Source organism: Acidobacteriota bacterium, assembly GCA_016208495.1.
In the GTDB taxonomy this organism is placed as follows: Bacteria; Acidobacteriota; Blastocatellia; order Chloracidobacteriales; family Chloracidobacteriaceae; genus JACQXX01.
Genome location: JACQXX010000079.1, coordinates 15,143 through 41,916 on the forward strand (window position 1 = coordinate 15,143; position 26,774 = coordinate 41,916).

The 26,774-nt window shown below is 52.1% G+C and carries 24 protein-coding genes; 9 read left to right on the plus strand and 15 right to left on the minus strand.

Going from position 1 to position 26,774, the window contains the following annotated elements:
* The first annotated feature begins 119 nt into the window (after window positions 1-119).
* The 3 genes from HY774_15530 to HY774_15540 all read left to right on the plus strand — a co-directional run bounded on the left by HY774_15530 (window position 120) and on the right by HY774_15540 (window position 4,914).
* Window positions 120-725 (plus strand): phosphoribosylglycinamide formyltransferase, encoded by a 606-nt coding sequence (locus HY774_15530; GenBank protein ID MBI4749896.1) that lies wholly within the window; start codon window positions 120-122, stop codon window positions 723-725.
* A gap of 776 nt (window positions 726-1,501) precedes the next feature.
* Window positions 1,502-2,725 (plus strand): hypothetical protein, encoded by a 1,224-nt coding sequence (locus HY774_15535; protein ID MBI4749897.1) that lies wholly within the window; start codon window positions 1,502-1,504, stop codon window positions 2,723-2,725.
* 425 nt (window positions 2,726-3,150) lie between these two features.
* Complete coding sequence (locus tag HY774_15540; GenBank protein ID MBI4749898.1) at window positions 3,151-4,914, plus strand: hypothetical protein; 1,764 nt, start codon at window positions 3,151-3,153, stop codon at window positions 4,912-4,914.
* Window positions 4,915-5,045: 131 nt separating this feature from the next.
* On the opposite strand, the gene HY774_15545 is transcribed toward HY774_15540, so the two are convergent.
* From HY774_15545 to HY774_15555, 3 genes are all read right to left on the minus strand, one after another.
* Complete coding sequence (locus tag HY774_15545; GenBank protein MBI4749899.1) at window positions 5,046-5,891, minus strand: DUF3108 domain-containing protein; 846 nt, start codon at window positions 5,889-5,891, stop codon at window positions 5,046-5,048.
* A gap of 445 nt (window positions 5,892-6,336) precedes the next feature.
* Entirely contained in the window at window positions 6,337-7,059 is a 723-nt protein-coding gene (gene pyrF, locus HY774_15550; protein ID MBI4749900.1) for an orotidine-5'-phosphate decarboxylase, read from the minus strand.
* 179 nt (window positions 7,060-7,238) lie between these two features.
* On the minus strand, window positions 7,239-8,147 hold the full coding sequence (locus HY774_15555; GenBank protein ID MBI4749901.1) for a dihydroorotate dehydrogenase: 909 nt from the start codon (window positions 8,145-8,147) through the stop codon (window positions 7,239-7,241).
* Window positions 8,148-8,323: 176 nt separating this feature from the next.
* Between HY774_15555 and HY774_15560 the strand changes: the two genes are divergently transcribed.
* From HY774_15560 to HY774_15580, 5 genes are all read left to right on the plus strand, one after another.
* The gene (locus HY774_15560; protein ID MBI4749902.1) at window positions 8,324-9,640 is read left to right on the plus strand and encodes an MFS transporter; all 1,317 of its coding nucleotides are present in this window, start codon (window positions 8,324-8,326) and stop codon (window positions 9,638-9,640) included.
* Window positions 9,641-9,932: 292 nt separating this feature from the next.
* Complete coding sequence (locus HY774_15565) at window positions 9,933-10,967, plus strand: ThiF family adenylyltransferase (protein MBI4749903.1); 1,035 nt, start codon at window positions 9,933-9,935, stop codon at window positions 10,965-10,967.
* Window positions 10,968-11,154: 187 nt separating this feature from the next.
* Window positions 11,155-11,865, plus strand: a complete 711-nt coding sequence (locus HY774_15570) for a hypothetical protein (GenBank protein ID MBI4749904.1) — start codon at window positions 11,155-11,157, stop codon at window positions 11,863-11,865.
* Window positions 11,866-11,903: 38 nt separating this feature from the next.
* Window positions 11,904-13,046: an aminotransferase class V-fold PLP-dependent enzyme gene (locus HY774_15575; GenBank protein ID MBI4749905.1), complete on the plus strand. Its 1,143-nt coding sequence runs from the start codon at window positions 11,904-11,906 to the stop codon at window positions 13,044-13,046.
* 348 nt (window positions 13,047-13,394) lie between these two features.
* Window positions 13,395-15,167, plus strand: coding sequence for a tetratricopeptide repeat protein (locus tag HY774_15580; protein MBI4749906.1), 1,773 nt, complete (start codon window positions 13,395-13,397; stop codon window positions 15,165-15,167).
* A gap of 121 nt (window positions 15,168-15,288) precedes the next feature.
* On the opposite strand, the gene HY774_15585 is transcribed toward HY774_15580, so the two are convergent.
* From HY774_15585 to trxB, 11 genes are all read right to left on the minus strand, one after another.
* Window positions 15,289-15,561 (minus strand): hypothetical protein, encoded by a 273-nt coding sequence (locus tag HY774_15585; protein MBI4749907.1) that lies wholly within the window; start codon window positions 15,559-15,561, stop codon window positions 15,289-15,291.
* A 304-nt stretch (window positions 15,562-15,865) separates the two neighbouring features.
* On the minus strand, window positions 15,866-16,996 hold the full coding sequence (locus HY774_15590; protein MBI4749908.1) for a site-2 protease family protein: 1,131 nt from the start codon (window positions 16,994-16,996) through the stop codon (window positions 15,866-15,868).
* Between the two features lie 90 nt (window positions 16,997-17,086).
* Window positions 17,087-17,668 (minus strand): NADH-quinone oxidoreductase subunit B, encoded by a 582-nt coding sequence (locus HY774_15595; GenBank protein MBI4749909.1) that lies wholly within the window; start codon window positions 17,666-17,668, stop codon window positions 17,087-17,089.
* Window positions 17,669-17,816: 148 nt separating this feature from the next.
* The gene (gene ndhC, locus HY774_15600; protein MBI4749910.1) at window positions 17,817-18,221 is read right to left on the minus strand and encodes an NADH-quinone oxidoreductase subunit A; all 405 of its coding nucleotides are present in this window, start codon (window positions 18,219-18,221) and stop codon (window positions 17,817-17,819) included.
* Window positions 18,222-18,547: 326 nt separating this feature from the next.
* Window positions 18,548-18,937, minus strand: coding sequence for a 50S ribosomal protein L19 (rplS, locus tag HY774_15605; GenBank protein ID MBI4749911.1), 390 nt, complete (start codon window positions 18,935-18,937; stop codon window positions 18,548-18,550).
* Window positions 18,938-19,003: 66 nt separating this feature from the next.
* The gene (trmD, locus tag HY774_15610) at window positions 19,004-19,795 is read right to left on the minus strand and encodes a tRNA (guanosine(37)-N1)-methyltransferase TrmD (GenBank protein MBI4749912.1); all 792 of its coding nucleotides are present in this window, start codon (window positions 19,793-19,795) and stop codon (window positions 19,004-19,006) included.
* Window positions 19,796-19,808: 13 nt separating this feature from the next.
* A complete protein-coding gene (gene rimM, locus HY774_15615; protein ID MBI4749913.1) occupies window positions 19,809-20,354 on the minus strand; it encodes a 16S rRNA processing protein RimM in 546 nt (181 codons plus the stop codon).
* Window positions 20,335-20,646 carry a KH domain-containing protein gene (locus HY774_15620; GenBank protein MBI4749914.1) on the minus strand — a complete coding sequence of 104 codons (312 nt, stop codon included), beginning with the start codon at window positions 20,644-20,646 and terminating at the stop codon, window positions 20,335-20,337. The genes rimM and HY774_15620 overlap by 20 nt, the downstream gene beginning before the upstream one ends.
* A 191-nt stretch (window positions 20,647-20,837) precedes the next feature.
* On the minus strand, window positions 20,838-21,089 hold the full coding sequence (rpsP, locus tag HY774_15625; GenBank protein ID MBI4749915.1) for a 30S ribosomal protein S16: 252 nt from the start codon (window positions 21,087-21,089) through the stop codon (window positions 20,838-20,840).
* Window positions 21,090-21,106: 17 nt separating this feature from the next.
* Window positions 21,107-22,591, minus strand: a complete 1,485-nt coding sequence (ffh, locus tag HY774_15630) for a signal recognition particle protein (GenBank protein MBI4749916.1) — start codon at window positions 22,589-22,591, stop codon at window positions 21,107-21,109.
* Window positions 22,592-22,822: 231 nt separating this feature from the next.
* Window positions 22,823-23,806, minus strand: coding sequence for a thioredoxin-disulfide reductase (gene trxB, locus HY774_15635; protein MBI4749917.1), 984 nt, complete (start codon window positions 23,804-23,806; stop codon window positions 22,823-22,825).
* A 381-nt stretch (window positions 23,807-24,187) separates the two neighbouring features.
* Here trxB and HY774_15640 point away from each other — a divergent pair, with 381 nt between their 5' ends.
* Window positions 24,188-25,309: an NAD-dependent epimerase/dehydratase family protein gene (locus HY774_15640; GenBank protein MBI4749918.1), complete on the plus strand. Its 1,122-nt coding sequence runs from the start codon at window positions 24,188-24,190 to the stop codon at window positions 25,307-25,309.
* 297 nt (window positions 25,310-25,606) lie between these two features.
* On the opposite strand, the gene HY774_15645 is transcribed toward HY774_15640, so the two are convergent.
* Window positions 25,607-26,626 (minus strand): KpsF/GutQ family sugar-phosphate isomerase, encoded by a 1,020-nt coding sequence (locus HY774_15645; GenBank protein MBI4749919.1) that lies wholly within the window; start codon window positions 26,624-26,626, stop codon window positions 25,607-25,609.
* Between the last annotated feature and the right edge of the window lie 148 nt (window positions 26,627-26,774).

Consider the following 26,774-nt stretch of genomic DNA (forward strand, 5'->3'; position numbering starts at 1 on the left):
ATAGAGAGCGGCTCAAAACGCGGTTCTCTTCAGGCTCAGCTCTGGAATTCTCAATGCTTCATTCTCAATTCTCAATTCTTCATTCTCAATGCTTCATTCTCAATGCTTCATTCGTGCTTATGAGTCTTCCCAACATTGCCGTTCTGATTTCAGGTCGTGGATCAAACCTGATGGCGCTAGCCAATGCGATTGATCGTGGTGAACTGCACGCCCGGCTGGCCTGTGTCATCAGCAATCGGGCAGACGCCCCCGGCCTGAAACTGGCAGCCGAACGACACATTCCCACCTGCATCCTTCCCCGTCAGGGACTTTCCCGTCAGGCCCATGGCCGCCACATTCGCGAAGCGCTGGCCCCTCATCACATCTCACTGATTTGTCTGGCAGGCTATATGCGATTGCTCGACAGCGAATTTATTCAGGCGTACAAAAACCGGATCGTGAATATCCATCCATCGCTCTTACCAGCCTTCCCAGGACTCCATGCCCAGGTTCAGGCATTTGAACATGGGGTAAAAGTGACGGGCTGTACCGTTCATTTTGTGGATGAAGAACTCGATCACGGCCCCATCATTGCCCAAACCGCCGTGCTGTCCCAGGATACAGATACTGAAGAAACCCTCGCTCAACGTATTCTTGACGCTGAGCACCACCTCTACCCCGCTGCTGTTGAAAAAATCCTCCATTCCAGATGGACGATTCAGGGACGTCGCGTCGTTTTTGGATAACAATTGCCAGCCAGGAGAATCGGCTGGTACTGGCTGGAATGAACTCTGGCACCAATCCATCTGCTAATTTGATCAGGCCGCACACAATCTTCTTGAAAAAAAGTGAAAATCAATGAAAATACCTGCGCCCAGGTATTTTCAATCGTTCGCACCCACATTCACCCCAACCCAATTTACCATTCCGCCCCAATGTGCATTAAGTCGGGCAACTTGCTTTTCTTTTCGACCAGTCTTGAGTAGCAAGTACGGGAATCGTTTTTGGTTTGAGGTGACTTGTGCGCAAGGAGTTGAAGTGGGTGTCGTGTCGTCTCACGTTTTCTCAACAAGTCAATAGACTCGGCCCGCAAGGGCCGAGCTTGAGTCGTGTCCCCACAACGCCATCCTGATGGATGGCCGCTGTGGGGAGAATGGCTCAAGTTCCGGTTGACCAGATCCCCGTGCAAATCACGGGAACCGATTGGGAAGAATCGATAGGTACCTGCGGATGCCGCCTCAGTCCGCTGCTCTACGGTGACCGGTTAAACAGGCATGGGAGTCAGTGCCAGTGCCGGTCACGGCAAACCTTCCCAAATCCGGTCGAGAGGACGTCGAATCCGGTCAGCGGTCACAGTCGGACCGGTACGCACTACCCGACGCAAGTCGGTGCGTGACGTGAATCTTTCACGTCACATCTCAAGCGGGAGGAATTCGTTCTTCCCGCTTTCACACTCACACCCAAGCAGGAGCGGCGTTTCCTCCCGGCCCAGCCAGGACCGGGTCTCCACGCCGAAAAGAGGATGAAGCTGTGTCCAAAGTGCAACACGCAATGGGATGATTTCAAACGATTTTGCCCGTACGATGGGACATTTCTCCCGTCACTGGCTCACCCACCTGTGGAATCTACGGCTGAACCAACCAACAGCACCAGTGACTTCCGGACCTCCCAAATCGGGTATGCTTCTGACCAGCCTCAACTGGCAGGCTTGCCATCAGAAGGAGCACCCGTCTTGGGAATGACAGGTGTTCCAGCCCCAGTCTCAGTTTCAGCCGCCACCACCAGTGCCCAAACACCCTCGCCCGCCAGTCCATCTCCACCTCTTTGGACAACCGACGATACCCCAACGGTCAAAGCCAGCCATCCACATGCAGTCTGGCCCGCTTCTTATCAACCGGGTCAGACCCCAAGAGAAGGGGTACCCGCAATCCCGGTTGATGATGACCAGCTCTTTCCACTTCAAGAAGCATCAGCTCCCAATTCAGGGCCAATCACCAGAGAAACTCCAACCGCTCCAGTGACCGCGCCTGAAATGCCATTCACACCAGGTGCCTGGGGTGGCGACTCACCTGAAGATGTCGGATTTCTCTTTGATGCCACACATCAGGCTCCAAATCCAGATGCGGTTCCAACCACACCAGCTTCACCACTGCCCGGACAATCATCCGGTGGAATAATCCATCGTGACCTGGAAGCCACGGCCAAAGCTCCTCCGGCTGATATTCCGAAAACCGTGAGTGTTTTTGAAGTTGCCAGAGAAGCCCGAGACCGCATGCGCCGCTCACAGAGCATGCCGGCTTTAGTCGAACCAAGCCGTCCCAAACGCACGCATGCCGAGTATTTTCAGCTCCTGAACGAACGAAATCGGATTATCCAGCAATTTGTTGAAGTTTTAGTCAAACAAGGCTTTTCATATAAAAGCAGTTACAGCAACAAAGATGACCATCTGATTTATCGGTTTGATCTTTCATTCGGAGACGCCGACGATCACCGGACATTTCCAGTCTCAGTTGCCCTGCACCGAAAACCGTCTTATTCCGTCCTGGTTTCAATTGATTTGTTTGAGATTGGTCGAACGCTTCCCGAACGAACGAAGCGAACGGAATTGATTGGCGGAAAGGTAGAACGAACTGACCATGGCATGTATTTCCATATTGATGCCACTGAAGACCTCCCCAACGAATACCTGATGCAATGGCTGGACGAAAATCTGAAGAGCATTTTCCGCATCACGTACGAGAACTGATCAGTTAAGAGCGAGTAGTGAGTAGCGAGTGGTGAGTAGTCAGGCAAGGTGAGGAACAGAAAGTAAGGAGGGAATGGACGATTCCAGTTCCTCGGTCACCTTGTCACTCTGTCACCCTGTCATCCTGTCACCCTGTCACCCTGTCACCCTGTCACTTTGTCCGCCTGCCCCTGAATCAGAAGGTACCGAGAAATTATTTGGTGGCGACCAAAATCAGCGGTATACTTGGAGTGCGGCTCACTTGACGCCGCTTTCGATCTTCAGCAACTTCACTCCATCTCTTTTTTCTTTACCAGCTTAGGCAGTGTCAAGCCGTTGCGATGAAAGCGGCGTCAAGTGAGCCGCACTCCAAAAATATTACCCGACGAGCTTTCTCAGTCTGCGACCTCTGAATCTGATTTTTTAGACGCGGCAGGAGACCATCTATGTTTCTCAACAAATCACTTCTTCGCATTGGAGCCATTGCTGCAGCCATTTGTGGGTTAGGTGGTGCAGCCCTGTGCTTCATCAACCCTAGCCTGGGTGGTGCGCTTATCGGGTTAGGCGTCGCTCTCGGAGGCGGCAGTTTCTGGGCTCTGGCAGATTTATTGGCTCAACAGGAAGATAACTATCAAACACCAAAAACGCTGAGTTCGTCGTTGGCAGCTCCAAATGCTCCTTCCTATGAATCAAACCCAGTCAGGTTGCCATCTGCCAGTCCAGCGCCCGCGCCACCGGCGAGTAGCCCAGTTGCAACTGGCGCCCGGCCACCAATGCCGGCACCGCCATCAACTCCGGCTCCAGCACCGCAAGCTCTGATGCCTCCGCCGCCCGCGCCACAAGCCTTTACGCCACCACCGCCACCACCCGCGCCACAAGCCTTTACGCCACCACCACCGCCGCCAAGACCAGCACCACCAGCTCCTGCTGCCCGTCCAGCTCCGCCGCTCCCACCGCCACCGCCGCCAGTTCTTTCCGCAACTCTTCCGCCACCGCCACCGCCACCAATGGCAGTTGAAAAACCGGCTCCATCTGGACATGGCCTTATGGGAGGTGGCGTGACCCAACGATACAATCCATTTGAAGACCCGCTTGATTTACCAGCACCTGAACCTCCTCCAGCGGCGCCAGCGATGTTTATCCCGCCACCACCACCATCGGCTGATCTATTCGGCGGGTCTGGATTGATGGGACGGGGGGCAACCCAACGGGTTTCATCGGAAGAAGCCGCCGGATTCTCCCTCGATGTTCCATTGCCACCAGCTCCGCCAGTTCAACCTTCGGTAAGTGAAGGAATGTCCCTTGCCCCCGATTTTGGCTCCGGGTTGATGGGAAAAGGTTCAACCCAACGCGTAAGCGCTGAGGAAGCAGCCAGTTTTTTGCTGGGAGAAACCCCATCACCAACTCGACCGGTTCCACCGCCCCCAGTTGCGCCCCCCCCAGCCGCACCTGAACCGCCGTCTCCATCAATGGGATTACTTGGACATGGGGCCACCCAGCGATACAACCCGAGTGAAGATCCATTGTTTGCACCACCACCCCCGCCAAGTGCGAACAAACCCAATATTCAGGAAAGCAATTACAGCACTTTTGGCGGGCTGTCACTGGGAAGCCCGGTGGTTTCATCGGCACCAACGGCATCCAAACCGGCGGCGCCCCCCCAGGAGACGCCAATTGATTCGACTCAGCGGTACAGCACGTTTGCCGGGTTGTCCTTAGGTGACCAGCGATCAACAACGCCCCTCCCTACTTCATCACCGACTGCATCATTTACCCAGCCGCCAACTGCCAAAAACAAGGTTGAAGATATTGCTTCAACCCAGCGGTACAGTACCTTTGCGGGATTGTCGTTGAATGAACCCACACCACCATCCACCTCACCACTCACCGAACCAGATACACCTCGTTCGGCGCCGCCTTCAACCCAGCGATACAGTACATTCGCGGGATTGTCTTTGACCAACACACCACCTCAGGGAATTCAACACCCTCCGGCCAGTGGTGGGGGATTTAATCCAGATCAAACAGTGAAGATGGGCTCCACACCGGCCCCGCCGGTCGTGGCCGAAGTGAAAGGAAAAGTGCCTCGCCTTCAAGATGGGTTCTGTTCCGCCTGCGGCAGTCCGCAATCAATTGGTCAAGATGCCAATAAAACACCGACCGGCATGCCTGAATTTTGCTGGTACTGCGGTGTCCGATTTGAACCGTGATTGGGGCTGAAGACTCGCAGGCTCGGGGTTGAAGAATGTGAGAAAAAGTTAAACGGGCTGAAGACTATGGGGAATATAAACCCATCTTCTTCAGCCCGACGTCTTCAGCCCCAAGCCCACTGTCTTCAGCCCTAATTGGTTTCGGCGGCTTTTTTCTTCACAGGTTTGGTACTGGCGCCTGGAAGTGCGGCCAGTTCGGCACGGATTTCACCAAATGGGGGAGTCGCTTTCATCAATAGAGGCAATCGCTTGTGATCGTTGCTGATCCACATCCGAATCTGCATGGTGTCGGATGGATTGCCGGCTTTGTCCTGCGGACGAACGGCCAGATGGACGGCTTCGAGTTCTTCCCCACCCACAGTGAGTTTTTCAGTTCCAAGTTGCTCCACCTCAACCAGAAACAGCTTCCCGGCGCGGGTATCAAGTCCATTGAGTTTCTGGGTCTTCCCGCCCTTAAAATTCAGGTTGCGAATCGCCCACATTAAACCGGGAAGGTCAAACGTGGGTTTTTTCAGTGTCACCGTGGTTTTACCATCAATTTCAGCTTTCAGCTTCGAATGGTCAAACACCACCACGCCGTTTTCAGTGCGCTGACCTTCCTGAATATCACGTTCAGCCCGGTATGGAAGCCGGGTTTTTGGATCCAGGTAGGTAGTAAAAAGGTCGTTGACTTCGATCATGGTCTTGCGGATCAGACCAATTGTCTCAACTTTGGTCGTTACCTGATAGCCTTCCTGATCATGGAATGTCCCTTTGCCAGCCACTTCGAGCATCAGGCGTGCGGCGCTCACGTCGTTGAGCTTGACGGTATAACTCAATTTTTCACCAACCGTGAGGTGGTGGAATGATCCGACTTCAGCCGTGGTTGAATTCAGAGCCGGCTGGGCTGCCGAACCACGCCGCTGAGCTGCTGCCGGAACGACGGTTCCGGACCCAAATATCACAAGCAGCAATACCAGAATAAATACTTTGCGCATAATAATTTCCTACAATTGATGTAATTCCAGTCAGTAGTTAATAAGTCAGTAGTCAGTAGTCAGTAGTCAGTAGTCAGTAGTTTGTTAAGGGACCCAGAAGAAAATAAAATCCCACTGAAATCGGGTTCAGGGTTCAGGGTTCAGGGTTTCGGCGATGAGTTGACTTATTCCACGCAAGATGAAGGCTGGGGAACTGGCGGGTACCACTCAACGTGGAGTATCTGGCCCTGAACCCTGAACCCTGAACCCTGGTGGTATGATATTTCCATCCGACTCCCTAAGCTCATCTAGTTGAATAGCGTGACTATTTTCTAATGTGGGAGTCCCACTCCAAAATGGTATCAGTAGTCCACTAAACACTGATACCATTTTGGAATGAAGTAGTTGTATTAGAAAATAGCCAGGTAATTCAATCAAATAGAGTGAGTGAACTACTAACTACTGACTACTGACTACAAACTGATATCATTTCCTCAATCACCCTGGTGGCAGCCTCCGCCGGATCAGGATGGGCCGTAATTGGTCGGCCAACAACGAGATAAGAAGCTCCGGCACGGATGGCTTCTCCGGGAGTCATGACTCGTTTTTGGTCATTGGCGGCGGCCCAAACGGGTCGAACACCTGGCGTTACGATGTGAAAAGTCGGGTCTGGAATAGCCTCGCGAATCAAAGTAATTTCCTTTGGCGAAGCCACAACCCCGTGAAGCCCCGATTCCTGGGTTAATTTGGCCAGCCGGACGACCTGTCCTGCCGGAGTTTGGGCAATCCCAAGTTCATCCATCGTGCTTTGGTCACTGCTGGTCAGGACGGTCACCGCAATAACCATTGGTAATGCGAGCTGTTCGGCTTCGACAGCGGCGGTCAGTCGGCGGTTTGCTTCCGCCATCATGACACTCCCGCCGCTGGCGTGGACATTGAGCATTGTCACACCCAGTCGTGTGGCAGCAATCACGCTTTCCGCTACCGTGTTTGGAATATCATGGAACTTGAGGTCCAGGAAGATGCGGACGTTCTGGCTCAGGATGTCTCGCACCAGCCCAGGTCCTTCCGAAGTAAACAACTGGCTTCCAACTTTGAAGAAGCTCACCACGCCCGCCAGTTTTTCAACCAGCGTTACGGCTTCAGCCCGTGTGGCCACATCGAGTGCAACAATAAGTTTTTCATTCATAACAGTTAGGGGTCAGGGGTCAAGGGTCAGGAAATAAAGAATGAAGAATTGAGAATTGAGAATGAAAAACTGGTTCTTGGGTCTTGGGTCTTCTTCGAAAATATTGATTTCTAAGCACTAAGGGACTGTAAAAATACAACTTCCCGTTTTTATCGAAAGTCACCCGGAGAGATCCAATTTCAGAACAGGAAACCACGAAATACACGAAAAACATCGACCAATCTGAGTGCGGCACAAGGGTCAGCATAGTTGGCGGTTCCGATTTGCACGGCAGTCGCCCCAGCCAGAATAAATTCAATGGCATCCATGGCGGAGACAATCCCACCAATGCCAATCCGGGGAATGCGCAGGACCTTTGACACTTCATAAACCATCCGGACGGCAATCGGCTTGATGGCAGGTCCAGAGAGCCCGCCCGTGGCAAATGCCAGCCGTGGACGATGGGTGTAAACATCAATTGACATTCCAACGATAGTGTTGATCAGTGAAACCGCATCCGCACCGGCATCTTCGACGGCTCGGGCCACACCAATCAAATCACCAGCATTGGGTGAAAGTTTGACAATGACTGGACGTGTGGAGGCTTTCTTGACCGCCGCCGTGACTTCAGCCGCCAAAACTGGATCATTCCCAAACTGAGTGCCTCCCTGTTTGACGTTGGGACAGGAAATATTGAGTTCATACGCCGCCACGCCTTCAGCATCGTTGAGCATCTGGACCACTTCAAGATAATCATCAATCGAATATCCAAACACATTGGCAATAATCTGGGTGTCATGGGCTCGAAGCTGAGGGAGTTTTTCTTCAATAAATACTTTTACCCCAACATTTTGCAGGCCAATTGCATTGAGCATGCCGGCACTGGTTTCGGCAATCCGAGGGGGCGGATTTCCCTTGAGCGGTTTTGGAGAAAGCCCCTTGGTGCAAAAGCCGCCTAATCGTGATAAGTCAAAAAATGGAAGGAACTCCAGTCCATAGCCAAAGGTTCCGCTGGCGGGAAGCACCGGATTTTTCAAGCGAATCCCCGCAATTTCGACCTCAAGCGGATTACCAGACACACTGGAAGGAGCAATAGGCGCAGACGACATAAAATGATACCCTCGGTTTTTTCGGGTTTGATGAGTGAAAGAACCCTTTGATCCGTACCGGATGGATTGAAACTCGCCAGTGTACCGATTGACCTTCGACTTGGAAAGTCATTTATCAACTTCCTGGCATGCAAATGGATAAACAAGAATTGTAAAGCATTGATTTTCTGAATTTTATGAATGGACGTTCGTCTGCTTCGGCTACTACAGTTCCAGAGTCGGTTGCACCTGCCCTCGCCGCTGAATCCCAACCAACTGCTTCGTTCCCCGCCCCCGCGATTACCAATCTTCCACCAGCCATTCGAGCCCTTGCCTATCGTGACTTTCGCAATATCTGGCTTGGCGCCATGACTTCCAGCACAGGTTCCTGGATGCAAACCGTGGCGCAAAGCTGGCTGGTTTTTACGATGACCGGGAGTGCCTTTTGGCTTGGACTGGATGGATTTCTGGCCATGGCACCGTCCATGATGTTTTCATTGATTGGCGGTGTAGTGGCTGACCGGGTTGACCGCCGCAAGTTGTTGCTCTTTTCGCAATATTCGCAAATGACCTATGCTTTTGTCCTGGCGGCCCTGGTTTTTACCGGGAATGTTCAGGTCTGGCATATTTTGGTGCTCTCGTTTCTGACCGGTACCTCACAGTCCTTTGGCGGACCAGCCTATATGTCGCTCCTCCCAACGCTGGTGGCAAAGCAAGACATCCCCAACGCCGTGGCATTTAACGCCATCCAGTTCAATATGGCCCGCGTCATTGGCCCGGCACTGGCGGGGATTGCGCTCTACAAATTTGGAAGCGCCGCATGTTTTCTGCTGAACGGGGTTTCATTTCTGGCCGTGATTTTTTCGATTTACACCATCAAACCCAGAGCGGTTGGGTCGCAAAACGCCAAAGGTTCAATTCTGGATGGGCTTCGGCAGGGGCTTTCCTTTGTTGCCAATACCAAGGTCATCTGGCAACTGTGTGTGCTGGCCTTTTCGGTCACGTTTCTGGGGATTGGAATGAGCACGCTGCTGCCGGTGTTTACCCGCACTATTTTTCATGGAGACGAAGCCGTGTACTCGCACCTGATGTCTTGTGTGGGACTCGGCGCCGTGGCTGGAGCGTTTGTGGTGGCACTGCTGAGCCAGCTTCCTCATCGGGGCAAACGCATGCTCCTTGGGCAGGTCTTTTGCGGGTTGTTTATTGTGCTGTTTGCCCAGGCCCAAACCTTGTCACTGAGCTACTTCATTCTATTTTTTGGCTCAATGTCAATGGTTACCGTGTTTGCGGTGATGTCGGCACTGGTTCAAAATGCGCTTCCGGATGAAGTTCGTGGACGTGCGATCAGTATTTATATGCTGCACTTCCAGGCTGGAATGTCGCTTGGCGGACTGACCGCCGGAGGACTCGCGCAACTGCTGACTCCGGTACTGACCCTGACCATCAACGGTGCGCTGCTCTCAGTGGTTGGAATAGTACTTCTGTTGACACGTTCGAAGGTCAGTGAACTGTAAGAAGCGGGTTCCGGGTTCCGGGTTCAGGATTTTCGCCGCGGAGCGGTGGTTGAATTGAGGCAGGTCGTTTACGGCCTGAAAGACCAAAAGGACGAAAGAGACATAAAGGACATAAATTCGAAAACCCAGAACCCAGACCAGATGACCGAATGACACGGTGAGAGGGTGATTTTTTTCATCCCTCATCCCTCATCCCTCATCCCTTCTGAAAACCCCGAACCCTGAACCCCGAACCCTGAACCCCAAACCCTGAACCCTGAACCCCCAACCCTGAACCCTGACCCCTAAAATCATGTCTTTCGACCGCTATTCACGACACATTTTGTTTTCAGGCATTGGCAAAGCTGGCCAGCAACGATTGCTTGACAGTCGGGTGGCAATTTTGGGCTGCGGAGCGCTCGGCTGTATGCAGGTGGAATCGCTCGCCAGAGCCGGCGTTGGTTTTTTGCGCATCATTGATCGCGACTTTATCGAGTTTTCCAACCTCCAGCGACAGGTGTTGTTTGATGAAGCGGATGCCGAACAGCAGCTTCCAAAAGCGATTGCGGCGAAAAACCATATTCATCGGATTAACTCAGAGATTCAGGTTGAAGCCGTGGTCACCGATGCCCGCGCGGCCAATATCGAAGAACTCATCACCGGTGTGGATCTGGTCATTGATGGAACTGACAACTTTGAGACCCGGTTTTTGCTCAATGACGCCTGTGTCAAACAGGGCCGGCCCTGGATTTACGGGGCAGCCGTCGGGGCCTATGGGTTAACGATGACCATTCGACCGGGCCAAACTCCCTGTTTACGCTGTGTTTTGGGGGAAAATCCGCCGCCGGGGTCGTCTCCGACCTGTGACACGGCTGGAATTATTTTGCCGGCGATTGCGATGATTGCTTCAGCCCAAATCACAGAAGCATTAAAACTCCTCACCGGGCAGGTTGAGAAATTGCGCGGCACACTTTGGCAAATTGACCTGTGGGAAAACACGGTTCGGTCAACCAAACTGGATGGAGTGCGAGAGGCAGGCCAGTGCCTGTGCTGTGTTCAAGGCCAGTATGAATATCTTGATGCCGCTGCCAGCCAGCTTACAGCCATGTTGTGCGGACGTGGGGCAATTCAGATCACTCCGGCCATTCAAAACAAAGGAAAACTGGACTTGCAGGAACTGGCAACACGGCTTCAGCCTGTCGGAGAGGTCAAAGCCAATCCTTTTTTGGTGAAATGCCGCATCGGAGAGCATGAATTGACGATTTTTTCTGACGCCCGTGCCATTATTAAAGGAACGGATGATCTTTTAACCGCACGCAGCCTTTACGCCAAATATGTCGGGGTGTGAAATATCGTCATCTAGTCAATACTTGCAGCCTCAGCAATTGGTTTTGATTGGCGGAGATACACGCTATCATTCACACACGCACCCAGCCTGAAAACTACCTGACCGATAACCGCAGACCGCCTCATCTCTCAATTAGAAAAACCGCCTCAAAGCGGGACTCTCAACTCCTTTTCCGAGGAAGCTTCCAATGATCAATAAGCAAAGTCGTCTGGCAATCAGCATGATGGGCGAACGCCCTGAAAAATATGATTGGGTCACTGGTGAAATCCTGGTCGAACGGTATGGGCAATCCCATCCGCATTTCCTCTTAAAACAAAATGATCACGTGCTGGCCAAAATTGACTGGCCGTTTGCCCGCCGGGGCAACTACACCTCGACTGATGGTTCAGTAGATCTGGATTTAGTCGTGTCACAGATGGGCCGGACACTGGTTGCCAAGGACCTGATGAGTCATATGTCAACGTTGCACATCAAACGGACGATGAACCGGAAACACTCTAAGTTGATGATTTGCTTGTCAGATAGCGACTGTTTTCTGATTAAACCTCAGATTGACCGAACCAAACCCTGGCGATTTTCGCTGCACATTACCAAACAATTTTATTCGTCGGAGTTGTTTGATATCGAAATTCTGACCAGTCAGGAAAAAGCCCGACACCGACGCCGGCACGATGCACGAGTGGTGGCAAAAATTTTTATCAACCCGATCATGCGATGGGAAGGCCGCCACTTTCATCATTTGATGGCGCTGGTGGTTGGACGCATTATTTTTATTGGCAAACACGATAAGTTTCACTTTGACTCGGTCCATAACCAGTACTTTTCAGTCGAGGGCGCCAATGTCGTTTCACAAAAACGGCGAAACCATCATTTTCAGGACCGGCAATTTCTGCTCTAACCCCACCCGCTGACGCAGGTGGTACGGACTTCTTTCCTATGATTTATCTGGATAATGCAGCCACCAGTTACCCCAAGCCAGAGATTGTCTACACCGCATTGGGAAGATTTTTACGCGAGGTCGGTGGAAACCCTGGGCGTGGAAGCTACCGGGTTGCGGTTGAGGCTGAACGAGTACTGATTGATGTGCGCGGCAAACTGGCACGACTGATTGGGGCAGCAACGCCGGACCGGGTTATTTTTGCGTGTAACACCACGGATGCACTCAACATGGCGATCAAGGGAGCACTCCGCGAAGGTGACCACGTCATCACGTCTGAGTTGGAACATAATTCCGTGTTGCGTCCCCTGGCCCGGCTCAAGCAAACGCGCCAAATTCAGGTCACGACGCTCCCGTTTGATGTTCGCGGACAGGTTGACCCAGATGCCTTTCGGCGAGCCATTACCCCCCGAACCCGGATGCTGATCCTGACGCATGCTTCAAATGTGATCGGCACCATTCAGCCCATCGAAGAAGTCGGCAAAATTGCCCGCGCCCACAATCTGTTATTTCTGGTTGATGCGGCCCAAACCCTGGGCAAGATTGATATCAACGTCCAGACAGCCAACATTGACCTTCTGGCCGGGCCAGGCCATAAAGGCTTGATGGGCCCGCCCGGAACCGGATTTCTCTATGTTGGAGAACGAGCGGTGCTGGAACCGTGGCGTGAAGGCGGAACGGGAGGTAATTCGTTGCTCGAACTCCAACCACCCGAATATCCATTCTTTCTTGAAGCCGGAACCCCAAACACAGTGGGACTGGCGGCGCTTGGTGTCGCCCTCGAATATATCGCCGAACGTGGCATTGACCGTATTCGCGAGCACGAACTTCAGTTGCTTGAACTTCTGGCCGATGAGTTATGCCAGCTTCCGGATGTTTCAATTTTTGGGCCGCCAGATCTCGACTACGCGGTGGGTGTGATTTCATTCACGATGGAAGTCTTTGAACCACAAGAAGTTGGGATTGTGCTGGATGAATCGTTTGACATTGCGGTTCGATCAGGGCTGCACTGTGCCCCATTGACTCATAAACGGCTGGGCACGTCGCCAACGGGCACGATCCGGGTCAGCCCCGGAGCATTTACAACGGTGGCCGATATCGAACAGTTTATTTCAGCCCTGAAAACACTGGCCTTGAGCTGAGGAATGAAGAATTGAGAATGAAGAATGAAGAATGAAGAATGACCTGAATTTCGCCAAAATAACCTTGCCTTGCCAAAAGACCACCACCGATCTGTTCGGGGCACCTCTTGCAGGCGGGAAGCTCCCGGTCAGTGAGTGGAATCGAAGTTCACCTAAATTGAGCCTTTGCGGTGACGAAACTGACTCCCACCCTGTCTTTTATGTCCTTTATGTCCTTTGGCTCTGGCTCAATCAACCACCTGTGTGACCAAAACCGAGGACAGGATCGGTATTTTGGGCGAAATTTGGGGAATGAAGAATGAAGAAAGTAATACCAGCTACCCATCTCAGGTTTATCTACCCGACTCTATGTCAATCAATTCCGTGGTCAACGAAACTGGATCAGCGACACCAATCAACACAAACTGGAAACTTCAGGTCTGGGTTGGTGTGGGGCTGGTCCTTCTGATTGTTGTGGTTTATGGACAGGCGTGGCAGTTTGGGTTCGTTCGTTGGGATGACAACGAATATGTTTATGAAAATGAACATGTTATCGCTGGACTCACCCTCAAGGGAGTCATCTGGGCGTTTACGACGCTCTATTCGTCCGGGTACTGGCATCCGTTGACCTGGCTTTCCCATATGCTGGATTGCCAGTTGTTTGGGGTGCATCCGGGGTGGCATCACGTCACCAATATTACATTGCATGCTCTGAATACTTTGCTTTTGTTTGGAATCGTCAACCAGATGACTCGCCGCCAGTGGTCTGCGGTGGCAACGGCTGCGGTGTTTGCCATTCATCCAATTCACGTTGAATCGGTTCTCTGGCTTTCAGAACGCAAAGATCTGCTCTGTACTCTGTTTGAACTGCTGGCGATTGGGGCCTATCTTCGCTATGGCGCACAGACAAATTCCTGGGCCCGCTATCTGACAGTCATTGGGCTGACTGTGCTGAGTGCGCTCTCCAAACCGAGTATGGTCGCACTGCCTTTCCTTCTCTTACTGCTTGATTTCTGGCCATTGAAGCGAATTGATCTGCCTCAAACCGGTCAATGGAAATCCTTTTGGGTACAGACCTGGAGGCTTTTTTGGGAGAAGCTTCCACTGATTGTGATTTCGCTGACGATCATGCTGGTGACCTATGTTGGAACGCATCAGGGACTGATGGCCGCCAAATTTGGTATTCCCCGAACTCCCACAACCACCTATATCGAACCGGTTGAAATACCCGTCTCACATCAATTTGCGGATGCACTGGTCACCACCGCCATCTTCCTCAAGCGAACTGTCTGGCCGAATGGATTGTCATTTTTCTATGAATGCGATGACCCGATTGCCTGGTGGCACATTCTGGTGGCCGGAGTGGTTCTTCTCGGCTTTTCGGCGGGTTCACTCTGGATGATCCGCCGGGCGCCATACCTGTTTGTCGGCTGGTGGTGGTATCTCCTGGTTCTGTTTCCAGTCAGCGGCATTGTCGCAATTGCCACCCCTCGGGCTGATCATTACAGCTACTTTTCACTGATTGGGATCTTCCTGGCGCTCAGTTTGGGACTGGCAGACCTGACCAAACAAAGGCCGGGGCTTCGACTTGTTGTTGGAACCGGGGTCTGTGTGGTCCTGCTTGTGCTGTCAGGTCTTGCCTGGAAACAAACCCAAACCTGGAAAAGCAGTCTGACTCTATTTCAACATGCGACCCTGGTTGATCCGAGCAACAAAATCGCCCATCACAAACTGGCTGAAGAATACTTTCGGCAGGAACAATATGAACTGGCTCATCAGCATTTTGAAGCGGCAGGGAATGAGTGGGGGATGGCACTGGCCAATCAAAAAAATCAAGTCGGGCAGATTCAGGTTCTTCGACACCGCCTCACGGCCAACCCACGGGATGCCAAAACTCAACTGGCATTGGGGCAGGCATATGCCCAGCGTGGACAGCCAGAAGACGCCGTACCCTATTTGCAACGATCAACTGAACTGTCACCAAATGAAATTGAACCCTGGGTTGCGTTGGGGAAAGTGTACCTTCAAACAGGTGAGCACCCGAAAGCCCTGGCTGCTTTTTCACGGGCATTGACGCTTGATCCGAATCGGATTGAAGTCAGGCAGCAGGTTGAGACGTTGCGGGAAAAAATTGGAAAGTGAATCGCGACGAACCATCAACATTGAAAGCGCCGACAAGTCGGCGCACTCCAAAATTTTCTCCAAAACACAACTGGCGGCACATAGTGCCGCCAGTTTCTTTTTCGATTCAACACAATGGAGGTTACTTGCACCGGCAAGGACTGCCTTTTCCACCACGTTCACTGGCATAACTTTCAGCATCGGCCAGATTACTGAATTCAGCCAGGGTGCACACATTGTTGCCGCGAGCCGCCTTCATTTGATCCAGCGTCCGGCTATCAACTTCGAGTTTCCCATTGGCACAATAGACGTTATAGCGCCCAAAACTGGCGGCCAGGGTTTGAGTTCCCGCCAACAAGACCAGCGCAATGAGTCCAAAAAGCAATACCGACAGATGTTGTTTATGAAAGCGCATATTGAGAATCTCCAATAAATAGGTCGAATAAAATCAAAATGAGAAATGCTTGAACTGGAAAGGAATGTGATATCCCCTGCGATGTCCTGGATTTTTCAACAGTTGCCTTTTTGAGTGAAGGAGCGAGATAGCGAGTAGCGAGTGGTCAGACCAGTTGAGATTAAACTGGTTGTTTCAACTGGTCCTAAAACAAATTTTGGTTGACGACTCACGACCTCACGACCTTGCTCTTTCTGACTACTCGCTACTCGCTACTCACTATCTCGCTCTTTCTGATTACTCGCTACTCACGGTTTCGCTCATCTCAAAGCTCATCCTCAAATTGCTGGCGGATAACTTCCAGAATTGCTTCCCGACTGACAAACCCTTGTAATTCATTGTCCTTGACCACTGGCAGGCACGGAACGTTGGCAAATTCCATTTGTTCGAGGGCCACCACCACATCGGTTTCAGGCGAAATGCGCTCAAAGCGTTCAATCGGCAGCATATAGTCACGCAACCGGACGGTCTGCAAATCTTTTTCTTCAAGTGTGGAGCGCAATAAACGGAGCAGTTCCATGGTGATGATTCCAGCAATCACTTCTCCGTTTAAAACCAGAAATAACCGGTTGCGTGCCCCAAAATCGTGAATATCCAGAAATTCCGTCGCCGTCTGGTCGGCTGGCACAAACGGGAGTTCTTCCCAACCAACATCCTGAATGTGAATTGCGCGCAAACGTTCCCGGAGTTCAGCCTGCCGATAGCCATTCCAGGCCGCCCCAAACAAATAGAGTCCAAATAAAACCCACAACAGCCCCAAACCACGTTTCTCCAAAAGTAAAAAAATTCCAACGAACAAAAACAGTCCGGCGACCCCCTGGCCAAAGCGTGTCGCAACATAGGTAGCCTTGCGAAAATCGCCAGTAAACCACCAGATGGCTGAGCGCAAGACTCGTCCACCGTCAAGTGGAAACCCAGGCAGCAAGTTAAACACACCCAGTAAAATATTGATGGCACCGATTTCACGCAGCATGAAGCTAAATGATTTCAACTGGGTCTCAGTAAGTAAAGCCAGGATGAGCAAAAGCGCCCCGGTGGCCAGACTGACCAGTGGGCCAGTCAGGGCAATCCAAAATTCCTCGATTGGTTTCAGGGCTTCGCGGGCAAACCGGGCCAAACCGCCAAAGGGTTGAAGTGTTACAGAGTGAACCTGGATTCCATTGGCCTGGGCCACCAACCCACGACTCAATTCATGGATTAAGACTGAGAAAAAAAACAGCAAACTGGCGCACAATCCCCAGCTATAGCGTTTCCCAGGTGTCCAGGTGGGAAATTCAGAGGCCGCCCGCTCTGCCAGCAAGAGGGTCACAACCAGAAAGATGAAAGCCCAGGCACGGCTTACCCGGACATGAATGCCCCGAAAGGTGCCCAGTTCCACAGAAGAGGAATCCGTCATACTTCCATTCCACATAGAAAAAGTCAGCACCGAGAGAGCGAACAAATCAATGAGTTCCCTCCTTCCCGGTACAGTCAACCATCAATCAGATCAACGTGGAGCTGCCGTCTCATTCGGGGAATCAGGTGACTGAACCATTGAGACTGCGGCTTCATCGCCGTCTGGTATTTCCAGAAAATGATCTCCACGACCAAACATAAAGCGGGTTGGATGCTCACGCATAATTTTATCCTGCAAGCGCATTAACCCATACATCAGTGCCTCGGGGCGGGGCGGACACCCAGGTACATACACATCCACCGGGACAATTCGGTCAACGCCTTGCAGCGTCGAATAGGTGTTAAACGGCCCACCGACATTCGAACAAGAACCCATCGAAATCACCCATTTGGGTTCCGGCATTTGTTCATAAATGCGCCGAACCACCGGAGCCATCTTCAAAGTGACGGTTCCGGCCACAATCATCAAATCTGACTGACGCGGGCTGGGTCGAAACACACCAGCCCCAAACCGATCCAGGTCAAAGCGCGAGGCCCCAGTTGCCATCATTTCAATCGCACAACAGGCCAGACCAAACGTCATTGGCCAGAGTGCTGATTTGCGCGCCCAGTTAAAAACAAAATCAATTGAGGAAACGACAACTCCTGGTGAGGCTTCTTTTTCAACTGGCATAAGACAGAATTCGCCTTTCTGATTGTGAAAACTAGGGTTTGGGGTTCAGGGTTCAGGGTTCAGGGTTCAGGGTTTTCAAACCAAAAACCCTGTCATTTTTTATGTCCTTTTCGTCCCTTTTGTCCTTTTGAAATCTCTGAAACAGAAACTACCCCCACTGCAAAGCACCCTTTCGCCAGGCATAGTAGTACCCAACCACCAAAATTCCAAGAAAGACAAACATCTCAATCAGCCCAAACCACGCAAGCTGGTCATAGATGATTGCCCAGGGAAACAGAAACAAAATTTCAACGTCAAACACCAGAAAGAGCATTGCCACCATGTAATACCGGACTGAAAACCGCCCACGGGCGTCTTCCACTGGATCAGAACCACACTCGTAAGCCATCATTTTTTCAGGGGTTTCATTGGTTCGCCGCAGAAACCGCCCAGCCGTTAAAGCCCCAACTGGAATCAACACGGCAATTCCCAGCAAGATCAGAATCGGCAAGTAATTAATGGACGCGGTTGAATGAGCCAGTTCAGTGGTGTGTGCAAACCAGAATGCCAACATATAGACAAAGTCTCCTGCAGGGCAAATTGAAGTGATGAGGTTCACTCTCTGGGGTTGGGGCACTTGTTGGTGGATTGGACTTGAATTGTAAATGGAATTCTATCAACGAATTGCAGAAAGAGACAAGAAAACTGGCTGATTTTTTACAGACTATGGTGTGGAAAGCAGCCAGGTCACCGAAATTCAAGGTCAGAGGCCAGGCAATTTGCGACCGGCAAAGAAAAAAGACTCCAAAAACCAAATGAGTTTTCGGAGCCTTTTTTGTCCATACTGACATTGACCGTCCAGAATTCCGGCGTGAAACCACTCCGGGTTTCCGGTTTGGCCTAGCGCTTGCTGGCCTGACCGGCAGCTTTGGCATGAGCGGTAACTCGTGTATCGCGTTCCCGGATACGCGCTGCCTTTCCGCGCAAAGCACGCAGGTAATAGAGTTTGGCGCGACGCACGCGACCACGCTTGGTGACTTCGATCTTTTCAATCACGGTCGCATGGAGCGGGAAAATGCGTTCGACCCCGATGCCGAAGCTGATTTTACGCACCGTAACAGTTTCACGAACTCCACTATGCTTGCGGGCAATGACAACCCCTTCGTAAAGCTGAATTCGCTCTTTGTCACCTTCCTTAATGCGAACGTGAACGCGAATCGTGTCACCGGCAATAAATTCCGGATGCTGACGCATCTGCGCTTTCTCAATGCTATCAACCAACTGGTTCATCATGATGGCGGTACCTCCCTAGTAGTGCTGTCTCAAATCCGGCGTCATCTCATCCGGAAAAATTATTTATTCAGTAGTGTGGTTACTTTTGCGGGCTAACAAATCCTGCAGTATTTTTTGGTCTACTTCATCAAGGCAATCACGCTGACTGAGCAAATCAGGTCGGTAGGCCAGCGTTTTTTCAAGAGCTTTGCGGCGACGCCACTTATCAATTTCGCCATGGTGTCCGGTCAAAAGTTCTTTTGGGACATCATAGCCGCGATAACTGGCAGGCCGGGTGTAAACCGGATAATCGAGTCGTCCGGCGCTAAATGACTCGTTGACGGCTGAGGTTGAACTCCCCAACGTTTCGGGTAGAAGCCGGGTCACGGCGTCCACCACCACCATTGCGGCCACTTCTCCCCCGGAAAGCACATAGTCGCCAATGGAGATCTCTTCAGTGGCAACGTGGCGTGCAACCCGTTCGTCAACGCCTTCATAGCGACCGCAAATCAAAACAATCTGTGATTTTTGGCTCAGCCGAATGGCTTCCGCCTGGGTAAACAAGCGCCCCTGTGGTGTCAGTAAAATGATTGACACCTCAGACTGATCACGGTTGGGGTTGGTGTCAGACGGCAACGACCACTCTGGGTGAGTAAGTGCCTCAACCGCCCGAAAAATTGGTTCCGGTTTGAGCACCATGCCATCGCTTCCCCCAAAAGGACGATCATCAACCACGTGGTGACGGTCAAATGTGTAGTCACGTAAATCGTGAACTCCCACCTGAATCCGATGTGCCTCGTGCGCCCGTCGCACGATGCCATGCGTGAGAAACCCTTCAAAGAACTTTGGAAAAATCGTCAGGATATCAAACCGCATGCTGTGTGCTTCTTTAGAGTTCAAGCAACCCCTCAGGTGGCGTGACCACAATTCGTCGCGCCTCGACGTCAACGTGTGAGCAAATGCTTTCGACAAAAGGAATCAGATGCTCGCGTTCCTCATCTGAGGCGTCAGCTCCTGGGGAACGAACCACCAGCGTATCACCACCGCCCACCGCCAAAACATCCACCACCTGGCCAATCCGCTGACCGTCGGCCAGTTCGACCTGACAGCCAATCAACGAATCAACGAAAAACTCGTCGTCCTCAAGCTCAACTCGTTCATCCGAAGGGATTTGCACTTTGCATTTGGCAAGTGCTTCCGCCTGGGTTCGGGTGTTAATTCCTTCAAATTTGAGAATCAACGTGCCGTTTTGAAACCAGGATTCTTCGAGTTTGACAGGCTTGACCTCACCTGAAGGGTACTGCAACCAGACGTCTTCCAGCTCGTCAAAGTGCTCGGGAAAATCGGTCAGCAGATGAGTAATCACTTCCCCGCGTAACCCCCGTGCCCGCAGCACCACAGCCAGTGTGGCCCGGTCAGTTGGTGGATGGTTCATGGCGGGATGGTCCCTCTTCGGCAATTTCCAGCGCGCATCGAATTGACTGTTTCTCAGCCGCGGCATTGAGTACTGTCCGCAGGGCTCGCGCAGTCTTTCCATGTTTGCCTATGATTTTACCGATGTCAGATGACGCGATATGCAGCTCCAGAACCGAGGTGCCGGCTGATGATTGTTCTTCGACCCGAACCTCTTCCGGAAGATCAACCAGTGATTTCGCTAAATGCTCAACCAGCTCATGAAGGTCGGTTTCTGAATGTGATCGAGATCGAGAGGGGCGTTTTCGATTCATGGTACTTGGTGCTTAGTGCTGAACAAACCAGGGCTCAGGGCTGAAAACCAGGGCTTGGGGCTTGGGGCTGAAGTCCCGCAAGCTCGGAGCAATCGAAGGGATGAGGGATGAGGGATGAGGGATGAAATAAAACTAATTTCTTCAGCCCTTCGCCCCAAGCCCTCAGCCCTGGTTTTTTCAGCCCGCTGGCTTCAGGCGGCTGGTTTCAGGTGTTTGTTAAACAGTTCGCGAACGGTTTCAGTTGGCTGGGCACCGCGTTCTTGCCAGTAGGCAATCCGGTCGGCATTCAACCGAATGGCTTCCTGCGAAGGCTGTGCAATTGGGTTGTAAAATCCAAGGATTTCAATAAACCGCCCGTCCCGCTTTGACAGTTTTTCTGTTACCACGATGCGGTAAAATGGACGTTTTTTGGCTCCCATTCGGGTCATTCGAATCGCTAACACGAGTTACCTCCAGGTTACTAACGACGTTTTTTCTTGCCGCCGTGCTGTTTTTGCTTTTTGCGTTTACCACCGCCCATCATTCCACCGCCCATGCCGCCCATACCGCCCATTGGTGGCATTGGCATCTGCGGCATCATACCGCCCATGCCGCCCATGCCGCCGACCCCACCAAACAAGCCGCTGGTGGCGACGTCACGCATCATGCGGCGCATCATCATGTATTCCTGCAGGAGTTCATCAACTTTGCGCAGTGAGGTGCCGCTGCCTTTGGCAATCCGGCGACGACGGGAAAGGCTGCTGGTCAAGAGCACATGGTCATCGCGCTCTTTGCGGGTCATTGAATCAATGATGGCTTCGGTGTATTTGAGTTTCTGTCCGACCAGGGAGCTTTGCTCTGGCGTCAAACGGGCCATTCCAAAGCTGCGGAGCAGAGCATCGGGGAGCATTGACATTAATTTGTCAATAGACCCTAACTTCTTCACCTGCCGCAGTTGAGCGCGATAGTCTTCAAGCGTGAACTTGTTTTCCATCATGCGCTGCTGCAGGCGGATGGCTTCGTCCTCATCCACTTCGGATTGGACTTTTTCGATGAGCGAAAGCACGTCACCCATGCCGAGGATGCGCTGGGCGACCCGGTCCGGGTGGAAGGCTTCGAGCGCTTCGTACTTTTCGCCGACACCGACAAATTTGATTGGCTGCCCCGTCACATGTTTGACTGACAGCGCCGCGCCGCCACGGGCATCACCGTCCATCTTGGTGAGCACCACGCCGGTAATCCCAACCTTGTCGTGAAACTCAGAGGCGCTCTTGACGGCATCCTGGCCGATCATCGCGTCCGCCACAAACAGCGTTTCGCTTGGCTGCAGTTCGGCCTTGATGTTCGACAACTCTTTCATCAACTCATCGTCAATGTGCAACCGACCGGCAGTATCCACCAGCACCGTGTCAAACCCGCGCTGTTTGGCCATTTTGATGGCACCCCGACACAATTCAAGCGGGTCGTTGGTGGTGGCATCTTCATACACCGGGATGTTGATGGCGTTGGCAATGATGGAAAGCTGGGCACGAGCGGCGGGACGGTAAACGTCAACGGAAACCAGCATGGGCTGACGCTTCATTTGCGTCTTGAGATAGCGGGCGATTTTTCCGGTTGAGGTGGTTTTTCCAGATCCTTGCAACCCAACGATCATCACAACATTGGGTTTGACGTTTGAATTGAACTCCAGATCGGAGGACTCGCCGCCAAGCATGTCCCTGAGTTCATCAAATACAATCTTGACGACTTGCTGGTGTGGAGAGAGGGCTTGCAGGACATCCTGTCCAACCGCTTTTTGCTTCACCGCTTCGACAAACTGCTTCACAACCTTGAAGTTGACGTCGGCTTCGAGCAATGCCGTCCGGATCTCCTTCATGGCCAGATCAATATGTTCCTCGGTCAACCGACCCTGGCCGCGAAGGTTCTTGAGCGCGCGCTTCAGTTTGTCGGATAAGGCTTCAAACATGACTACTACCTCAACCTTTACTTATTGAAGATTATGCTGGGTTAGGGATTTTTTGGGCGAAATGCGCAAGATAGAGCTTTCCGGCAGGACTGTCAAGCAGTCGAACGGAATTCAAGGCGAGAAAATCGTTGGTCAGGGAAAAGAATCGGCGGAAAAAAGATTGTCAGGTGGGTGGAATTTGCGGGTGAGGGCGGGAATTTGAGCCAAAACCCACCCTCATCGTACCTGAAATCAAGCGGTGTGCGAACTGGCTTTATGGGCCTGTTCTTCAAGCCAGCGTTCGGCTTCGATGGCCGCCATACACCCGGATCCGGCTGCGGTCACGGCCTGCCGGAAGGTGAAATCCTGGACATCGCCAGCGGCAAACACCCCTTCAACACTGGTATAGGTCGAACCAGGTTTGGTCAAAATGTAGCCCTGCGGGTCAAGATCAAGCTGTCCGGTAAACAATGTGGTATTGGGCTGGTGACCGATGGCGACAAACAGCCCTTCACAGGGAAATTCTTCCAATTCATCGGTTTTGACATTGCGGAGCCGCAGCCCACTGACACCAGTTTCACGGGTGCCAAGCACTCCATCCACAACCGAATCCCACTTGTATTCGATTTTCGGATTGGCAAAGGCCCGGTCCTGCATAATTTTTGATGCCCGGAGCGACTTCCGACGATGAATAATGGTGACTTTGGGGCAGAACTTGGTCAAAAAGATGGCTTCTTCAATCGCGGTATCACCACCGCCAACCACGGCGACTTCTTTGCCACGGAAAAAGAATCCATCGCAGGTCGCACAGGCTGAGACGCCATAGCCCATCAAGAGCGTTTCGCAAGGGAGATTCAGCAGTTTGGCCCGGGCGCCGGTCGAGATAATCAGTGCGTCGCAGGTGTAGCGATCTTCCCCGACATCCACCACAAATGGGCGAACCGAAAAGTCAACCGCCGTGACCCGCCGGGAAATGACCTGGGTATGGAACCGAAGCGCCTGGGTCTTCATGTTGTGCATCAATTCCGGTCCCAAAATTCCATTCGGAAATCCTGGGAAATTATCGACATCGGTGGTAATCATAAGCTGTCCGCCTGGGACTTCACCACCTTCGACGGCCTCACCTTCAAACACCAGCGGTGTCAGGTTTGCCCGTGCCACATAGATAGCGGCTGTCCACCCAGCCGGACCCGATCCAACAATAATGACGCGATGATGATTTTGTTGTGTTGACAAGATGCCCCCAATCTCACGTCTGACGCTGTCACACTTCTATTGAGCGAGCATTTTCCGACTGGACAGGTCAGCGAAATTCAGTAAATGATGATGATTCAGAATGAAAAAAAACCGCCCACATTCTATGCAACCAGGAGAAGATAGCAAGACGCTGTGCCTTTTTACGTCGGGCGGAAAAACCAGGGCTGAAGAAGCCGGGCTGAAGAAGTCGGACTGAAGACTCGCAAGCTCGGGGCTGAACAATCCAGGGCTAAGGGCTTGGGGCTTGGGGCTGAAGAAAACAGCGTCGTGCCTGGCTCCTGGTTCTTCGTAGGAATTGGCTCCCAGGCACCACAAGCAATCTCCACTCTAACACTCAGGTTATTTCGATCAAAAAAACATATGCCGCGAACACCACACAAAAGTTCTCGTCCAAAACGTCTGTTGATCACTGGTATCGCGGGTGGTCTCGCCACTCAAGTCGCTTCGGCAGTACCACCGGATTGGGAAGTCGTTGGAATTGGCCGCCGCCCACCGCAGGAAACACTCAAGCGCGATATCATTTTCAAACAAATTGACATCACCAAAAAAACGCTTGAGGATCTCTTCCGCCATGAACACTTTGACGCGGTTCTCCATCTGGCTGTCGCCAATGACCAGCACTTGCCCATGAAGATCCGCCATACGGTGAATGTCATTGCCACCATGCGGCTGCTTGATTGTTGTGAGCGGCACAAAATCAAGGAAGTAATCCTGCTCAGCACCTCCGAAGTTTATGGCGCCGACCCAACCAATCCCATTTACCTGCCGGAAGACAGTCCGCTCAAAGCCATCCAGCGTTTTACCGAAATGGGTGATAAGGTTGAGTTTGATACTTATTGCCGGTCCTGGATGTATCACGTCAAAGACATTAAAACCACGTTGTTGCGTCCGTGCTATATCGTCGGCCCACACGTCCAGAACTTTTTGACGACCTACCTGCGCTATGGAATTGTGCCGATCCCGATGGGCTATGACCCGATGATCCAGGTCATTCACGAACGCGATATGGTTGAGGCCCTGCTCCGGGTACTGGCCAATCCCAAACGAGGCGTCTATAACGTGACCGGTCCTGGGGAAGTACCACTCTCGGTTGCCATCCGTGAAGCTGGTGGCATCGCCGTACCAGTGGTTTATGCGCTGGCCTCACCGTTGATGAAGCTTGGCTGGTGGGTTGGGATCTCACCTTTTCCAGTTCCGCAATTTGACTATTTGATGTATCCCTGCGTGATTGACGGTCGAAAATTTCAGGAGGATTTTCAATTCAAATCTGAATACAACCTCCATGAAACCTTGCGTACTTTGCGCCGGGCAGCCGTCCAAATGGATCGGCTTGATTCAATGCAAAGCCGGGAAGAGGAAGAGCCAGAAGAAGAGGAAGAGCTGGAAGAAGCCGAAGAAACTCGCCCACACCGGTCATCCAGTTCTGGGCTAAAGGGTATTCCACGTGACCGCCGACAAAATCTGGCACGGCCAAACCAGTGAGGAATGAAGAATTTACAGGGTTCAGGGTTCAGGGTTCAGGGTTCAGGGTTCAGGGTTCAGGGTTCAGGGTTCAGGGTTCAGGGTTCAGGGTTCAGGGTTCAGGGTTCAGGGTTCAGGGTTCAGGGTTCAGGGTCAGGGTTCAGGGTTCAGGGTTTTCGAATCAATGGTTGGTTTGGTTTCCGTGGGCTACGCACCACGGGTATTGCGCGACGCCCGTGCCGGGCTAAAACCCTTATTTCGACGTTTATGCCCTTGAACCCTGTCTTTCAAACCCTGAACCCTGAACCCTCTTCATTCTCACTGGTTTCCAAAAACCTTCCATAAATCATGAAGGTGGATCAGACCTTCAACCCGGTTGGCTTCATCAACCACCACCAGCGACGTAATCCGATAGCTTTCCATTAAATGCAGGGCGTGCGTGGCCAACTCTGAACGGGTTACGGTGCGTGGCTGTGGATTGCGCGGGTGATGAACGTGCATGGCATCTCCCGCCATCACGGTCAGGGCATTGGCGTGCTGGCGTTCGACCAGTCGGCGCAGGTCACCATCAGAAATGACTCCGAGTAGACACCCATTTTCATCAACCACTGTGGTAATGCCAAATCCTTTGCGCGACATTTCGATAATTGCCTCTGACATCGGGGTTTCAAACGTCACCCGTGGGACCTGTTCGCCGCCGTGCATCAGGTCAAAAACCCGGAGCAATAATCGGCGACCGAGCTGACCCGCCGGATGAAGCGCGGCAAAATCCGACGCTTGAAAGCCACGATACTCCAGGAGCGCCATCGCCAGGGCATCTCCGAGTGCCATCGCCGCCGTGGTTGAGGCGGTTGGCGCCAGGCCAAGTGGACAGGCTTCGCCATTGACACCAGCATCCAGCACAACCTGACTGGCTTTGGCCAGCGTGGACCTGGTTTTTCCAACAATCGAAATCAACGCGACATCTACGCTGCGTTCAATCAACGGGAGCAACCTCAAAAGCTCTTCAGTTTCACCACTATAGGAAAAAGCCAGCAAAATATCGCCTGGGGTGACTCGACCAAAATCACCATGCAGCGCTTCAGCCGGATGTAAAAAGAATGACGGGGTGCCGGTGCTGGCCAGCGTCGAAGCGACCTTTTGGGCCACAATTCCACTTTTGCCCATGCCAATCGTCACCACGTGGCCACGACAGTTGGCGATTTGCTCAACGGCGGCGTCAAAGGCATCATCGAGTCGGGTCGCTATATTGGAAATAGCTGAAGCTTCAAGGTTTAAAACAGTACGTGCCCGCTCGCGCAGGGTCAATTTCCGGGTTTCGATCACAGGTGCAACCATTGGGGAATGAAGAATGGAGAAATCAGGGTTCAGGGTTCAAGGTTCAGGGTTTAAGGAAATCCAATTTTTCCAATCAGTTAACCTTTTGTGAGTGTAAGGTAATAGCTTGAGACTGGTATTTGAGGATTTGGTCTTCCTGAACTGATGC

Bases quoted from the DNA above. Each gene is read 5' to 3' on its own strand.
- ffh (MBI4749916.1), bottom strand. From the start codon at position 22,591: ATGTTTGAAGCCTTATCCGACAAACTGAAGCGCGCGCTCAAGAACCTT.
- HY774_15555 (MBI4749901.1), bottom strand. From the start codon at position 8,147: ATGTCGTCTGCGCCTATTGCTCCTTCCAGTGTGTCTGGTAATCCGCTT.
- rimM (MBI4749913.1), bottom strand. From the start codon at position 20,354: ATGAACCATCCACCAACTGACCGGGCCACACTGGCTGTGGTGCTGCGG.
- trmD (MBI4749912.1), bottom strand. From the start codon at position 19,795: ATGCGGTTTGATATCCTGACGATTTTTCCAAAGTTCTTTGAAGGGTTT.
- HY774_15535 (MBI4749897.1), top strand. From the start codon at position 1,502: ATGAAGCTGTGTCCAAAGTGCAACACGCAATGGGATGATTTCAAACGA.
- HY774_15560 (MBI4749902.1), top strand. From the start codon at position 8,324: ATGAATGGACGTTCGTCTGCTTCGGCTACTACAGTTCCAGAGTCGGTT.
- HY774_15585 (MBI4749907.1), bottom strand. From the start codon at position 15,561: ATGCGCTTTCATAAACAACATCTGTCGGTATTGCTTTTTGGACTCATT.
- HY774_15640 (MBI4749918.1), top strand. From the start codon at position 24,188: ATGCCGCGAACACCACACAAAAGTTCTCGTCCAAAACGTCTGTTGATC.
- HY774_15565 (MBI4749903.1), top strand. From the start codon at position 9,933: ATGTCTTTCGACCGCTATTCACGACACATTTTGTTTTCAGGCATTGGC.
- HY774_15580 (MBI4749906.1), top strand. From the start codon at position 13,395: ATGTCAATCAATTCCGTGGTCAACGAAACTGGATCAGCGACACCAATC.
- HY774_15595 (MBI4749909.1), bottom strand. From the start codon at position 17,668: ATGCCAGTTGAAAAAGAAGCCTCACCAGGAGTTGTCGTTTCCTCAATT.
- HY774_15540 (MBI4749898.1), top strand. From the start codon at position 3,151: ATGTTTCTCAACAAATCACTTCTTCGCATTGGAGCCATTGCTGCAGCC.
- HY774_15570 (MBI4749904.1), top strand. From the start codon at position 11,155: ATGATCAATAAGCAAAGTCGTCTGGCAATCAGCATGATGGGCGAACGC.
- rplS (MBI4749911.1), bottom strand. From the start codon at position 18,937: ATGAACCAGTTGGTTGATAGCATTGAGAAAGCGCAGATGCGTCAGCAT.
- pyrF (MBI4749900.1), bottom strand. From the start codon at position 7,059: ATGAATGAAAAACTTATTGTTGCACTCGATGTGGCCACACGGGCTGAA.
- HY774_15530 (MBI4749896.1), top strand. From the start codon at position 120: ATGAGTCTTCCCAACATTGCCGTTCTGATTTCAGGTCGTGGATCAAAC.
- HY774_15545 (MBI4749899.1), bottom strand. From the start codon at position 5,891: ATGCGCAAAGTATTTATTCTGGTATTGCTGCTTGTGATATTTGGGTCC.
- HY774_15620 (MBI4749914.1), bottom strand. From the start codon at position 20,646: ATGAATCGAAAACGCCCCTCTCGATCTCGATCACATTCAGAAACCGAC.
- HY774_15645 (MBI4749919.1), bottom strand. From the start codon at position 26,626: ATGGTTGCACCTGTGATCGAAACCCGGAAATTGACCCTGCGCGAGCGG.
- HY774_15590 (MBI4749908.1), bottom strand. From the start codon at position 16,996: ATGACGGATTCCTCTTCTGTGGAACTGGGCACCTTTCGGGGCATTCAT.
- HY774_15575 (MBI4749905.1), top strand. From the start codon at position 11,904: ATGATTTATCTGGATAATGCAGCCACCAGTTACCCCAAGCCAGAGATT.
- ndhC (MBI4749910.1), bottom strand. From the start codon at position 18,221: ATGTTGGCATTCTGGTTTGCACACACCACTGAACTGGCTCATTCAACC.